Below are 13,303 nucleotides of genomic sequence, written 5' to 3'. Positions count from 1 at the left end.
GTTTATGGACGGATTTTTTTTATTCTCAAGGAGGCTTTCTTATGAAAAATGATAGACGATGGCAAACTTCAAATTAATTAACAGGCTATTAATTTGGAGGAAGAAAAAATGATTGAAAATGCTATTAAAAAAATTGCCGCAGGTACAGATTTAACTTTTGAAGAAACTAACCAAGTGATCGATGAAATAATGACGGGTAAAACTAGTCCCATTCAAATTGCTAGTTTCTTAACCGCTTTGAGTGTGAAAAAAGAAACCGTAGAAGAAATTGCTGGAGCTGCCAATGCTATGAGAAACCGAGCTTTAGAATTTCACGCTGATGAACCAGTGTTAGAAATCGTTGGTACTGGCGGAGATCATTCTAATTCATTTAATATCTCTACTACTTCAGCTTTAGTCGTTGCAGCCAGTGGAATTCCAGTTGCTAAACATGGCAATCGAGCCGCTAGTTCAAAGAGTGGCGCCGCTGATGTTTTGGAATCTCTTGGGGTCAAAATTCAAGTCGATCCTAAACGAAGTGAAGCTATTCTCAATCAAATCGGCATCTGTTTCTTGTTCGCCCAGGAATATCACAAGGCAATGAAATTTGTCGCTCCGATCAGAAAGGAATTAGGAATCAGAACTCTATTCAATATCCTAGGTCCACTAGCAAATCCAGCTCATGCCAATAGCCAAGTGTTGGGTGTTTATGATGAAAGCCTAGTTGAACCAATGGCAAAAGTTTTACAACAGTTGGGTGTAAAGAATGCCTTAGTAATTCATGGTCAAGATGGATTCGACGAAGCTTCAATTTCTGCACCAACTACGGTGATGGAAGTACACGGCGATAATTTCAAGAAATATGAAATCACCCCCGAACAATTTGGTTTAAATCGGGCAACTAAAAATCAAATTATCGGTGGCACACCACAAGAAAATGCTCAAATTACTTTAGAAATTTTAAACGGTCAAAGTGGTGCTAAACGTGACATCATTTTACTAAATTCGGCCTTAGCCATTCATACAGCTAGACCAGAACTTTCAATCCAACAAGCTATCACGATTGCTAGACAAACAATCGACAGTGGACAGGCACTAGCTAAACTAAATCAATTTATCAAATTAACTGAAGCTGGTGTTGCAGCTTGATATTAGACGATTTAGTTACAGCGACCAAACAACGACTGATAAGAGAAAAAAAGTTACAAAGTTTAGCTACTCTAAAAAAACAAAGCCAAAAAGCGCCAATGAAGAATCCACAGTTGATTGTTAATAAGTTGTTAGAACCAGAATTGATCTTCATCGCCGAAATCAAAAAGGCTTCACCATCAAAAGGTGTGATTGTTCAAGACTTTCCATACTTAGAAATTGCTCAAGAATACCAAGCCAATAAGATTGATATGATTTCTGTTTTGACTGAACCTGATTATTTTCAAGGCAATTTAAAATATTTACAACAAATCACACAAGAAGTTGATCTACCAGTTTTGCGCAAGGATTTTACGATTGATCCTTACATGATTTACCAAGCTAAAATTGCCCAGGCTAGTTTGATCCTGTTAATAGTGGCAATCCTGTCAGATGAACAGTTGAAAGATTATTTAAAATTAGCCAAAGAATTAGGTTTAGCAGCCATCGTAGAAGTACATGACGAAACAGAATTAAAGCGCGCTTTACGAGCTAAAAGTGAAATTATTGGCATCAACAATCGCAATTTAAAAGATTTTTCAGTCAATTTCAATAACAGCCTTAAATTGAAGAAATTGATTCCAGTTGATATTCCCGTGATTGCCGAAAGTGGCATCAAGACAAAAGCTGATATTAAACTGCTGAAAAAGGCTGGTATCAATGGAGTTTTGATTGGTGAAACATTTATGAAAGCTAAAAATAAAGCTGAAATTATCAATGATTTCAAAAGTGTGTAAATTATGACAAAAATAAAAATATGCGGCTTGATGACACCAAAAGACATTGCAGCCGTAAACGTAGCAAAACCAGATTTAGCCGGATTTATCTTTGCCTCTGGTCGACATCAAATTAGTTTGTCACAAGCAATGACCTTAAGAAAATATTTGGATCCCCAGATTCCGAGTGTTGGCGTTTTCGTAGATGCACCACTAGAAGAAATGTTTAAGGCCATTAAAAGTAAAGCTGTTTCGATGATTCAACTACACGGATCAGAAAGTGAAACTGTCATAGAAAAACTTCAGCAACAAAATATCCCGGTAATTAAAGTTTTTAAACCTGATCGAATACGAGACCCCCAAGCTGATTACGTCATGCTGGATAGTGGCAAAGGGGATGGAAAAATAGTTCATTGGCAAGATTATCAAAACAATTTTTCTCAGCCTTTAATAATCGCTGGAAACTTAAATTTAAAAAACATAACAACTGCTATTAAAGCAATAAAACCACAATTTGTTGATTTATCGCGAGGGGTTGAAACTAACAACCAAAAAGATCCACAAAAAATCAACGAGATAGTCAAATTAGTACATCAATTATAATCGGAGGATTTTCCTATGAAAGAAATGCAAAAAGATACAACTGATATTAGAAAATATGGTCAATTCGGAGGTCAATACATTCCAGAAACTTTAGTTAATGAAATCAATGCCGTTTCCAAAGCATATAACCGCTACAAAGATGATCCAGAATTTTTGGCAGAGTTTCACAATTTGTTAAACAACTACGCCAACCGACCATCATTACTATATTACGCAGAAAAAATGACTAAAGACCTTGGTGGAGCCAAAATTTACTTGAAGCGTGAAGATTTGAATCATACTGGAGCTCACAAGATCAACAACGTTATCGGACAAGCTCTGATTGCAAAGAGAATGGGCAAAACTCGTTTGATTGCTGAAACTGGAGCAGGTCAACACGGTGTCGCCACGGCTACGATTGCAGCATTGTTCGGGATGGAATGCGAGATTTTTATGGGTAAAAAAGATACCGAAAGACAAAAATTGAACGTTTATCGAATGCAATTGCTCGGCGCCAAAGTCCATGCTGTTACTAGTGGTTCAATGGTCTTAAAGGATGCTGTCAATGCCACAATGCAAGAGTGGGCTAGTCGAGTTGATGATACTTTTTACATTTTAGGATCAGCTGTTGGACCTTATCCGTTCCCTGAAATGGTGCACGATTTTCAAAGTGTCATCAGCAAGGAATCGAAGCAACAAATTTTAGAAACCGAAGGTAAATTACCAGATATGGTCGTTGCCTGTGTCGGCGGTGGTAGTAATGCCATTGGTAGTTTTGCCGATTATATCGATGATAAAGATGTTCAATTAATTGGTTGTGAAGCGGCTGGAAAAGGTGTCGATACTGACCAGACTGCCGCAACGATTGAACGTGGATCAGTTGGAATTTTTCACGGGATGAAGTCACTCTTCTTACAAAATGACGATGGTCAAATTGATAAAGTTTATTCCATTTCAGCCGGACTTGATTATCCGGGAGTTGGTCCAGAACATGCTCGCTTAGCAGAATTAAAACGTGCGCAATATGTTGGTATTACAGATGATGAAGCGGTCAATGCTTTTGAATATATTGCCAAAACTGAAGGTATCATTGCAGCGATTGAAAGTTGTCACGCTTTAGCCTACGTTCAAAAAATCGCTCCAAAAATGTCTAAAGACCAAATCATTATTTGTACAGTTTCTGGACGTGGAGATAAGGATGTTTCATCAATTGCTAAGTATAGAGGGGTAGATATCGATGACTAATTTAACTAAAGTATTTCAAAATAATAAAGCTTTCATTCCATTCGTTGTAGCTGATGATCCAGATTTTGACACAACCGTTGAAAGTATTTTAACGTTAGCCAAAAATGGTGCCGACATTGTGGAATTAGGAATTCCGTTTTCAGATCCGGTAGCTGACGGTCCAGTGATTCAAGCAGCAGATTTAAGAGCCTTTAGTGCCGGTGTTAATACAGAGACGGTTTTTGAAATTGTTGAAAAAGTTAGGGAATCTAGTTCGGTTCCACTAGTTTTTCTAACTTATGCGAATATTCCGTTCAAATACGGCTATGACAAGTTTTGTCGAAGATGCCAAGAACTAGATGTTTCTGGTTTAGTTATTCCCGATTTGCCTTTGGAAGAGCAAGCTGAGATCAAATCTTATGCTGATGAATATGATATTGCTTTGATTCCCTTGATTGCTCCAACATCTGCTGACAGAATCGAAAAAATAGCTCGCAATGCTACTGGATTTATCTATGTGGTGTCATCCCTTGGTGTAACTGGAATTAGGGATGAAATTGCCATTCAAAACTTGTCAGAAACAATTGATAGAATTCATAAAGTGACTGATGTGCCAGCCGCAATTGGTTTTGGAATCCATTCACCAGAACAAGCGCGCAAACTATCCGAAATTGCTGATGGAGTTATTATTGGCAGTGCGGTAGTCAAAATTATTTCTGAAGGAGGAATTGACGTGCAAAACCAGCTGGCACAGTACTCACAATCAATCAGAGAAAACTTATTTGAATAAAAAGAAAAAAATACTTATTGATTCATTTAAGAAACAATATTACAATTAATTTAATTTATTTCTAATTTATGGAGGGTATTTATGATGGATTACAGTTATTTTCAAGTAAACGAGCAGTCTTTGGAAGTCGAGTTTCCCGAACAGATCAACGTTGAAGAAAATAAACTAATCCAAAATATAGCTCGTGAACTAATCGAACAAAAGGCGGTTGGGGTTACGGGTGTCATACCTGCATATCATACGTTAACCGTCAATTTTGATTTTGACTTAACTTCTTTTAAAGAATTAGTTAATCAAATTGATGAAATCATTGTAAATTCAAATGAACTAACAAAAACGGGCAGGTCAATTATTGAACTGCCTGTTTTTTATAGTCCAAAATATGGTCCTGACTTAGAAGATGTGGCTAAATTTGCTGCTATCAGTGTTGAAGAATTGATCAAATTGCATTCAGGAACAGATTATTTTATTTATATGATGGGCTTTTTGCCAGGCTTCGCATACATGGGTTCAGTTCCTGAAAAGATTGCTATGCCAAGACTTGAAGTTCCTCGTAAAAGTATTGCCCCAGGTAGCGTTGGTATTGCTGGAGCCCAGACGGGGATGTATCCGGTCGAATCTCCCGGTGGATGGCGTATATTGGGACGAACTCCAGTTAAACTTTATGATCCGGCCCGACCACAGTTGAAATATCGTTCTGGCGATTACATTCGTTTCGTTCCCATTGATGAAAAAGAATATCAGAAAATCCAGCAGTTGGATGCTGCCGGTAAGTATTCATTAAAAGTGATCAAGGAAGGAGACATTGATAATGGCTAACTTTGTTCGTGTTATTCAACCAGGGTTGTCAACTACTGTTCAGGATTTGGGACGTCCTAATCACCAAATTGAAGGTTTTCCTGAATCTGGTGCGATGGATAGATTTAGTTATAAATTGGCTAATTTATTGGTCAATAATCATCGCAATTCGGCATCCTTGGAGTTTGTTTCAACCGGTCCGACTTTACGATTTGCTTGCGATTCCTTTATTGCTTTAACTGGTGGCAAAGTCAATGCTACTTTGAACGATCAACCGATATTGCAAAACGAAGTAGTGGAAGTTTCTGAAGGTTCTATTTTAAAAATAGGTCCAGTGATTGAAGGCAATTACGGCTACTTAGCTTTTTCAAACGGCGGTGTAATTACTCAACCGGTTTTGGACAGTCGTTCAACAACTTTACGAACAAAAATGGGTGGACTCGATGGACGAGCTTTAGAAACTGGTGATACGATACCGATTCGAGACAGTGTAGTGATGCCTAGCTTAAGTTCTCGAAAAATCGTTTTTAAATCGGAAAAAATTACTGAGATTCATTTCGTCAAAGGACCACATTGGGAGATGTTTTCGCAAAGTGCTCACGAACAATTTCAAAGTGAAATTTACCAAATATCAGAACAGATGGATCGAATGGGTTATCGCCTCAATGGACCTAAATTAGAAGTTCCTAACAAGAACTTGCTGTCAGAAGGAACTGTTTTGGGCAATATTCAGATCACCCGTGATGGTAGTCCGATTGCTTTATTGGCTGACCGTCAGACGACTGGTGGCTATCCGGTGATTGGAACAATTATTCGTGCCGATTTGAATAGATTTGTCCAGATGAAACAAGGCCAGCAATTCAAATTTGTGTTGACGGATATAGATACAGCGGTTGAAAAACTAGTCCAGCAGCAAAAAGTTATTAACGATACTTTTGAAAAATGGTATGCCGGACGCTACATCGAACCGATTGGACCAATCAGACGAAATGCTATCAAAATTAGTCGCTTGATTCGAGCTAACAAATAAGGAGGATGAATGAAATGGAATTAGATAAAGTTCAAAAAATGATTGAATTGATGAATGAAGCGGGTTTGAGTCATTTAGAAATTGACGACAAAGAAGGTCATATCGTTTTAGAACGAAATATTACTAGCTCTGAAAATGTTGCTCCACAGCAGACAATAAGCTCTGAACCAACATCAGAAGAAAAAACTATCACAGCACCATTCGTGGGAACATTTTATTCATCCGAACAGCCTGATAAAGCTCCTTTAGTAAAATCAGGTGACAAAGTAATAAAAGGTCAGTCAATCGCGATTATTGAAGCTATGAAAATGATGAACGAAGTAAAAGCTGACAAAGATGGTATCGTTGATAAAATTCTCGTATCAAACGGTGATCAAGTTGAATATGACCAACCACTGTTCATGTTGAAATGAGGTGGTTTGAATGAAAAAAATATTGATTGCCAATCGTGGTGAAATTGCCGTAAGAATTATTCGCGCTTGCAAAATTTTGGATATTCTCAGCGTGGCAGTTTATTCGACAGCCGATAAAGATGCGATGCACGTTGCCATGGCTGATGAAGCAGTTTGTATCGGGGGACCAAATCCAGAAGATAGTTACTTGAATCAAAACAGTATCATTGCTGCAGCTGAAATTACTCAATCTGATGCGATTCATCCTGGATATGGCTTCTTATCAGAGAATGCAGATTTTGCCAAATTATGTGAAGAACAAGGTATCAAGTTTATTGGCCCAAGTTCAGAAGTTATTGCAACGATGGGTGAAAAATCGACCGCTCGTGAAACGATGATTCAAGCTGGTGTTCCTGTTATTGCTGGTTCAGAAAGTGATTTTTTAGACCTTGATGATGCCAAAATTGCTGCCGAAAAAATTGGTTATCCAGTCATGCTCAAGGCTAGTGCCGGTGGTGGTGGAAAAGGGATGCGTGTTGTTGAAAATGTAAAGGATTTAGAAAGAGAATTTGATTTAGCTCAAGCTGAAGCCAAAGTATCTTTTGGAGATTCGCACATGTATCTTGAAAAATTCTTAGCTCATCCACGTCACATTGAAGTCCAAGTTGCAGCTGATCAGTTTGGCAATGCAATTGCTATTGGAGAAAGAGACTGTAGTTTGCAGCAACGCCATCAAAAAGTTATCGAAGAAGCACCTGCTAGTACGTTAGACGAAAAAACACGTCAACAAATGTATGACGTGTCAGTGAAAGCAACTCAAGATATTGATTTTGAAGGATTGGGGACAATGGAATTTTTAGTCAATGGTCCTGAAGAATTTTATTTTATGGAAATGAATACTCGAGTTCAGGTTGAACATCCTATTACAGAATTGACTAGTGATGTCGATTTGATTGATTTACAGATTAAAATTGCTCAAGGAGAACCGATTCCTTTTGCAGAAATTCATGAACACAACTTTGCTTTGGAATGTCGAATCAATGCCAAAACTGCTGGTAAGATTGAGGCACTGCATTTGCCAGCTGGTCATGGAATTAGAACGGATAGTGCTTTGTATCAAGGATATAAGGTGCCATCACAGTATGACTCAATGATTGCCAAAATCATCAGTTTTGCTTCTGACCGTGAAACAGCAATTCGTCAAATGTCAGAAGCTTTAGAAGAAACAGTTATTGATGGAGTTCAGACTAATCTAGACTTTTTGATGCAAGTGATTGAAGAGCCTGATTATAAAATTAACCATACCGATATTAGTTGGTTAGACAATTTAGCCAATTAAGCAACTTAAAAATAGGGGGACATCATGACAAAAATTGATTTAAATAGTGATTTAGGAGAAAGCTTTGGTAGATACAGTTTAGGAAGAGATTCTGAAATTATTCCATTAGTTAGTTCAGTTAACATTGCCTGTGGTTTTCACGCTGGAGACCCGGATGTAATGGCAAAAACCGTTGCTTTAGCAGAAGAAGCTGGTATTGGTGTCGGTGCTCATCCCGGATTTCCTGATCTACAAGGATTCGGTCGTCGAAAAATGGCAATGAAACCAACAGAAGTGAAGAATATGATTACTTATCAAGTTGGCGCTTTGATGGCCTTCACATCTAACAAGAAATTGCAGCACGTGAAACCCCATGGAGCTCTTTACAATATGGCTGCCACGGATCACGATTTAGCAGTTGCCATCTGTGAGGGAATCAAACAAGTTGATCCTGATTTGCCAATTTATGGTTTAGCCAATTCTGAATTGATCAAAGCTGCTCAAGAGGTGGGAATTCCTTATGCTCAAGAAGCTTTTGGCGACCGCAATTACAATGCTGATGGCACTTTGGTCAGCCGATCATTGCCAAAGGCAGTTATCAAAGACCCTCAAGAAGTAGCTAAAAGGGTCAAAATTATGATTGAAAATGAAGAAATAATTGCTATTGATGGAACGAAAATACCTCTAAAGCCAGATTCAATCTGTGTCCATGGCGATAACCAGCAGGCCTTAAATATTGTTTCTGAATTGAGAGCCACATTAATTGATGCTGGGATTGAAATTATTCCCTTTTAAACTTTAGGAAAAGGTAAAGATGATTATGGATAAGAAAGAAAAAGAATTTGTGGATCCAAAAATGACCCCAACTCGTTCTCCACGAAGCATAGCTATGGGTGCAGCGTTCTTGATGGCGATGGCAGCTGTGGGACCAGGATTTCTAACTCAAACAGCGACTTTCACAGGTGAAATGGGGGCTAACTTTGGTTTTGCAATTTTACTGTGTATCATTGTAGACTTTATTGTTCAAATGAATGTTTGGCGTATCATCGTCGTCAGTGGCAAGAGAGCTCAAGTTATCGCTAACGAAGTTTTACCAGGATTAGGTTATGTCTTATCATTTTTAGTTGCCGTTGGAGGACTTTTGTTCAACATCGGTAATATCGGTGGGGCAGGTTTAGGATTGAATGTTTTGTTTGGAATCTCCCCTGAAAATGGTGCGGTAATAGCGGCCTGTATTGCGATTGCTATCTTCGTTGCTAAGAATGCCATGACAGTTGTTGATCGAACGGTTCAGTTATTGGCAGTCGTAAAAATCGGTATTTTGATTTATATCATCTGCGTTATGGCCGTGCCTTATCAAGCCGCTGTGACACACACGTTTATGCCAACTAATATCAACTTTTATTCAATCGTAACTATTATCGGTGGAACTGTTGGAGGATATATTTCTTTCTCCGGAGGACATCGTTTGATTGAAGGTGGAATGAAGGGTGAAAAGGAACTCAAATACGTCAACGAAGGTGCCATCACTGGTATCGGTGTTGCATCCTTGATTCGTATTCTCTTATTCTTAGCTGGACTAGCAGTCGTTAGTGTCGGTTACAAACTAGATCCAAGTAATCCGGCTGCTTCAATTTTTAAATATGCCGCTGGAAACTTCGGTTATAAGTTTTTCGGACTCTTGCTATTTGCAGCCGGAATGACATCTACTTTGGGTTCAACTTTTACTTCAATTTCCTTTTTAAATTACGCTAGAAAAGAAAAGTCAGAAGCAAAAATGGCCCGCTACAATCGTCTCTTAGTGATGGGATTCATTATTTTTTCAACCGTAGTCTTTTACTTCATCGGTGAACCGGCAAAGATCTTAGTTGTAGTAGGAGCTATCAATGGTTTCATCTTGCCAATTTCTCTAGCTATCTTATTGATTGCTGCTAAGAAAAAAGACATCATTGGCAAATATCACCATTCATGGTTTTTGACGATCACTGGTTGGTTCGTAGTAGTCTTCATGCTATATGCTAGTGTCGAAGCAGTTCTTAATCTTTTGTAAAATCAAATACTAATCTTAGAAACTTCACCACTATTGAATAGGTGGTGATTTTTTTTGTCGTCAATGACAATTAAAGCTCCTGAATCATCAACGTTGACTGCCTGACCAACAACTATTTGGTTACCGTTAGTGATTTCGACACGATGTCCAAAAGTAGAACAAAGCAGACGAAATTGGGGGATGATCTGCTGATTTTCTGATAAAAGTTCTAAAAATGAATTAATTACCTCAGCTATGAAGAAATTACGATCAAATTCTTCAGATTGTGGGATGTTGCTGGCGATTCCGATTAATTCATCTGGGAATTGTTTAACGTTGATATTCACTCCAATACCGATAATAAAAGCTGAATTGCCCTTATCATCGGAAATGTTTTCTGCCAAAATACCGCCACATTTGAGTCCGTCTATCAAAATATCATTGACCCATTTTAGAGAGAAGTTTCCACTAGGAATAAATTTTTTCGAGACAGAACAAACAGCCACCCCAGCTGCCAAAGTTAGTAAATTAGGATTTTTAACTAATTGGTGTGGCAATAAAATGCTGAAGTAAACTCCAGAATTAGGAGAAAAAAAGTTTCTTTTAAATTTACCGTAACCGGCAGACTGGGAATTAGCCACTATTAGAGAAGGTCGTTCAGACGAAAAATCTATAAAATTTCGTTTCAAAAAAGTATTAGTCGAGTCTATTTCATCGAAGACTTGAATCGAAACAGGAGAGTCTAAGTGAGATAAAATACTATTTTTATTTAAGGGTAACAAGAGGAACCTCCAAATGAGTAATTAACATTATTATACCAAAAAAGACTTTCACTATTTGTTAGTAAAATAATGAAAGTCTAGCCAATGTTTTTAATTCCATCAACGGCAGTCCAAGTGATGGTGGAAGTATACGTTCCAGTGGGTTCAATGCCACTTTGTTGTAATAGGATTCCATTGTCGTGACCCCAACTGTCATCGATGTCGAATTGTTGCTCCGCATCTTGAGATTTGGTGCCATTAGCAATGTTAGCGACCCTGTTGGTAATTGGGTAAACATTGCCATCTTTATCAACAAAGATTATTCCGCCATTGTCCCAAGTCTGTGAACCATTGGAAAGGGATGTTGCTTGAGCTTGCAAAGTCCAGGATGAATTTTTCGAACGTTGGTCGTTAACGGTCAAAGACCAATCTTTACTACGGTGGATCATTCGATTGGTAGGATATTCTTGAACAGTTTGGAAATGACTAGTTTGTGCAGCGTTGACGATTAAATCGCCAACGACGTTGACAGTATAAGTGATGAGATTAGATTGATTGAAGTTTTCATCTTCGGCATAGAAAGAAACAGTATTTTTACCTTCAGTTAGATCCTTTGCCGAAACATTGTAACTGAAAGTGTCAGCAGAACTGTTAGAATTCAAACTACCTAGAAGTGGAGCATTATTTGAACTTGGTGTTTCAGAGCCATTGATAATACGGTGGATAGTAATCTTAGAATCATCGAGTGTATCAGCGGGATTGTATGCTACGATACCTCCTAAATTAGTTTGACCAGATATCTTGACTGTTTGATTGTCTTCACTATTAGCGGTTAAGGTCAATTTCTTTGGTTGAACGATAGTGAATGCTGGTGACATAACGTTTTTTTGCAAGTTGGTTCCGATAAAACTAGCATGTTGACTAGCTACTGAAGTGGAAACGGTATTGGCATCGGCTTTAGCAGTACCGGTGAAAGTGATTTTGGCTAATTTATTAGTAGAAGAAATATCTTTGTTCAAGGTTGCCTTCACATTGGTTGAGTTCCCGCTGACCGAAAGATTTTGAGTTGTACCGTCAGTATAAGTGATTTGACCGCTGTTGTAAGTAATATTGGTAGGTAAATCAATGTCCGCAGCGATTGATTTCCAATTTTGTGAACCACTGAGGTATTTTAGATCGTATTCAAGTGACAATTTATCGCCGTTGTTGACTTTACCAGAATCGCCAACTTCACGAGGAGTGCCACTACCGTCAGCTTGAGTGATATCGAACAATTTGCTAGTAGTGTCAGCTTCAACGATTGATGGTACTGATTCAAAGACTACCAAATTAGTTTCAGTATCTGCACCAGTTGAACCTGTGAATCCCCAATACAATTTGGTTAATCCATTTAAATGCATCTTAGATAAATCAATATTGACGTTTTTTTCAATGTCGGCTTCTTTGGGAGCACCATCTAGAGTTTCGTCGTTGAATTTGTAAGTGATCATGGGTTTACCAGTATCAGTCATTGATTCTGGTGTCCAAGTGATGGTTAGATGATGCCATTGTTGATCAGTTAAAATGTTTCTTTGTCCATTGATTTTAAAAGTAGGATCATAGTGAATCAATTCAGGATAATCATTTTGCGAATCAAAGGTATATGAACTTGAATCGCCAGGGTAACTATAAGCAATGTGATTAATTTCAGTTGGGTCAGGAAATGCATTTAAGGGTACATCGTAGTAACTGTCGATGCTATTGTCGCCGTTAAACTTAGTATCGAATTCAAGAGCCCAACTCTTTTGGATAGCTGAGTTAGCTAATTCTGCAACAGTCGTTCTAAGAGGTACACCCCAAACACCCATCGTTTCACCACCGACAGGGGTATTGGTGATTAATTGGTGATTGAAGGCGTCAGCCCCTTGTCCTTGTAAAACAAAGGCCATTCCGTCACCGTAACTACCATTGCTACGACCACCACCAAAGAGTAACCACATTGACATAGTTTGTTTTTTATTGATATCAATATAGTTTTGGTTGGCTTTGTCAGAAGCGTTGAGATTAGACCAGACAGCCCCGAAACTACCATTCTTGCCTTTGTCAGTGATTTCAATAACGTTACGGCTAGTGAAATTATTCCCGGAATTTGGTGGTAGCAGTTTAGCATTATTAGTACCGTTATTTAAATTAGCAATATCAAACCATTGACTGACATCTGATAATCCATTTGGAACATGATCATCGTCACTCAAAAGTTTATATAGAGAAGCATTTTCTGATAACCCAGAGTATTGAGAGATAGCTTGTGCATTATTTAAATTAAACGCCAAAAAAGCCCCAAAGCTAAGAATTATTAATGAGAGTAAATAAACTAATTTTTTGATAATAATCCCCCCAATAAGGATATAACCATAATTGTGTTAATCTGATTAAACAGATTTCTAACTTCATATTAGTATAAACATGTTAATAATTCTATATAAAAGCTTATGTTTTTTAGCAATAAAAAATCGA

At 38.0% G+C, this 13,303-nt stretch carries 13 protein-coding genes; 11 read left to right on the top strand and 2 right to left on the bottom strand.

The window, feature by feature from the left end; genetic code table 11:
• The first annotated feature begins 108 nt into the window (after nt 1–108).
• The 11 genes from trpD to LF20184_RS10205 all read left to right on the top strand — a co-directional run bounded on the left by trpD (nt 109) and on the right by LF20184_RS10205 (nt 10,067).
• Entirely contained in the window at nt 109–1,128 is a 1,020-nt protein-coding gene (gene trpD, locus LF20184_RS10255) for an anthranilate phosphoribosyltransferase (RefSeq protein WP_010018567.1), read from the top strand.
• Nucleotides 1,125–1,904: an indole-3-glycerol phosphate synthase TrpC gene (gene trpC, locus LF20184_RS10250; protein ID WP_010018569.1), complete on the top strand. Its 780-nt coding sequence runs from the start codon at nt 1,125–1,127 to the stop codon at nt 1,902–1,904. The genes trpD and trpC overlap by 4 nt, the downstream gene beginning before the upstream one ends.
• Before the next feature lie 3 nt (nt 1,905–1,907).
• On the top strand, nt 1,908–2,486 hold the full coding sequence (locus tag LF20184_RS10245) for a phosphoribosylanthranilate isomerase (protein WP_010018571.1): 579 nt from the start codon (nt 1,908–1,910) through the stop codon (nt 2,484–2,486).
• 15 nt (nt 2,487–2,501) lie between these two features.
• A complete protein-coding gene (gene trpB, locus LF20184_RS10240; RefSeq protein ID WP_010018572.1) occupies nt 2,502–3,710 on the top strand; it encodes a tryptophan synthase subunit beta in 1,209 nt (402 codons plus the stop codon).
• On the top strand, nt 3,703–4,479 hold the full coding sequence (gene trpA / locus LF20184_RS10235; RefSeq protein WP_010018573.1) for a tryptophan synthase subunit alpha: 777 nt from the start codon (nt 3,703–3,705) through the stop codon (nt 4,477–4,479). The genes trpB and trpA overlap by 8 nt, the downstream gene beginning before the upstream one ends.
• A gap of 81 nt (nt 4,480–4,560) precedes the next feature.
• The gene (pxpB, locus tag LF20184_RS10230; RefSeq protein ID WP_035181747.1) at nt 4,561–5,298 is read left to right on the top strand and encodes a 5-oxoprolinase subunit PxpB; all 738 of its coding nucleotides are present in this window, start codon (nt 4,561–4,563) and stop codon (nt 5,296–5,298) included.
• Nucleotides 5,291–6,307 (top strand): 5-oxoprolinase subunit C family protein, encoded by a 1,017-nt coding sequence (locus LF20184_RS10225; RefSeq protein WP_010018575.1) that lies wholly within the window; start codon nt 5,291–5,293, stop codon nt 6,305–6,307. Before pxpB ends, LF20184_RS10225 begins: the two co-directional genes overlap by 8 nt.
• Nucleotides 6,308–6,321: 14 nt before the next feature.
• Nucleotides 6,322–6,720 (top strand): acetyl-CoA carboxylase biotin carboxyl carrier protein, encoded by a 399-nt coding sequence (locus tag LF20184_RS10220; RefSeq protein WP_010018576.1) that lies wholly within the window; start codon nt 6,322–6,324, stop codon nt 6,718–6,720.
• A gap of 10 nt (nt 6,721–6,730) precedes the next feature.
• Nucleotides 6,731–8,038 carry an acetyl-CoA carboxylase biotin carboxylase subunit gene (locus LF20184_RS10215; RefSeq protein WP_010018577.1) on the top strand — a complete coding sequence of 436 codons (1,308 nt, stop codon included), beginning with the start codon at nt 6,731–6,733 and terminating at the stop codon, nt 8,036–8,038.
• 24 nt (nt 8,039–8,062) lie between these two features.
• Complete coding sequence (locus LF20184_RS10210; RefSeq protein ID WP_010018578.1) at nt 8,063–8,812, top strand: LamB/YcsF family protein; 750 nt, start codon at nt 8,063–8,065, stop codon at nt 8,810–8,812.
• Between the two features lie 19 nt (nt 8,813–8,831).
• Nucleotides 8,832–10,067 carry an NRAMP family divalent metal transporter gene (locus LF20184_RS10205; protein ID WP_010018580.1) on the top strand — a complete coding sequence of 412 codons (1,236 nt, stop codon included), beginning with the start codon at nt 8,832–8,834 and terminating at the stop codon, nt 10,065–10,067.
• A 2-nt stretch (nt 10,068–10,069) separates the two neighbouring features.
• On the opposite strand, the gene LF20184_RS10200 is transcribed toward LF20184_RS10205, so the two are convergent.
• Nucleotides 10,070–10,828, bottom strand: a complete 759-nt coding sequence (locus tag LF20184_RS10200; RefSeq protein WP_010018582.1) for a biotin--[acetyl-CoA-carboxylase] ligase — start codon at nt 10,826–10,828, stop codon at nt 10,070–10,072.
• 77 nt (nt 10,829–10,905) lie between these two features.
• Entirely contained in the window at nt 10,906–13,119 is a 2,214-nt protein-coding gene (locus LF20184_RS10195; RefSeq protein WP_010018583.1) for an L-type lectin family protein, read from the bottom strand.
• Nucleotides 13,120–13,303: the final 184 nt, after the last annotated feature.

Origin of the sequence: Companilactobacillus farciminis KCTC 3681 = DSM 20184, from assembly GCF_002706745.1 — a bacterium.
Lineage (GTDB): Bacteria > Bacillota > Bacilli > Lactobacillales > Lactobacillaceae > Companilactobacillus > Companilactobacillus farciminis.
The sequence above is the reverse complement of the archived record's forward strand: the minus strand, read 5'-3'. Positions and strand labels throughout refer to the sequence as shown.

Excerpts from the sequence above, each read along its gene's own strand:
- trpD (WP_010018567.1), top strand. The coding sequence starts at position 109 with ATGATTGAAAATGCTATTAAAAAAATTGCCGCAGGTACAGATTTAACT.
- LF20184_RS10245 (WP_010018571.1), top strand. The coding sequence starts at position 1,908 with ATGACAAAAATAAAAATATGCGGCTTGATGACACCAAAAGACATTGCA.
- trpB (WP_010018572.1), top strand. The coding sequence starts at position 2,502 with ATGAAAGAAATGCAAAAAGATACAACTGATATTAGAAAATATGGTCAA.
- trpA (WP_010018573.1), top strand. The coding sequence starts at position 3,703 with ATGACTAATTTAACTAAAGTATTTCAAAATAATAAAGCTTTCATTCCA.
- pxpB (WP_035181747.1), top strand. The coding sequence starts at position 4,561 with ATGATGGATTACAGTTATTTTCAAGTAAACGAGCAGTCTTTGGAAGTC.
- LF20184_RS10225 (WP_010018575.1), top strand. The coding sequence starts at position 5,291 with ATGGCTAACTTTGTTCGTGTTATTCAACCAGGGTTGTCAACTACTGTT.
- LF20184_RS10220 (WP_010018576.1), top strand. The coding sequence starts at position 6,322 with ATGGAATTAGATAAAGTTCAAAAAATGATTGAATTGATGAATGAAGCG.
- LF20184_RS10215 (WP_010018577.1), top strand. The coding sequence starts at position 6,731 with ATGAAAAAAATATTGATTGCCAATCGTGGTGAAATTGCCGTAAGAATT.
- LF20184_RS10210 (WP_010018578.1), top strand. The coding sequence starts at position 8,063 with ATGACAAAAATTGATTTAAATAGTGATTTAGGAGAAAGCTTTGGTAGA.
- LF20184_RS10205 (WP_010018580.1), top strand. The coding sequence starts at position 8,832 with ATGATTATGGATAAGAAAGAAAAAGAATTTGTGGATCCAAAAATGACC.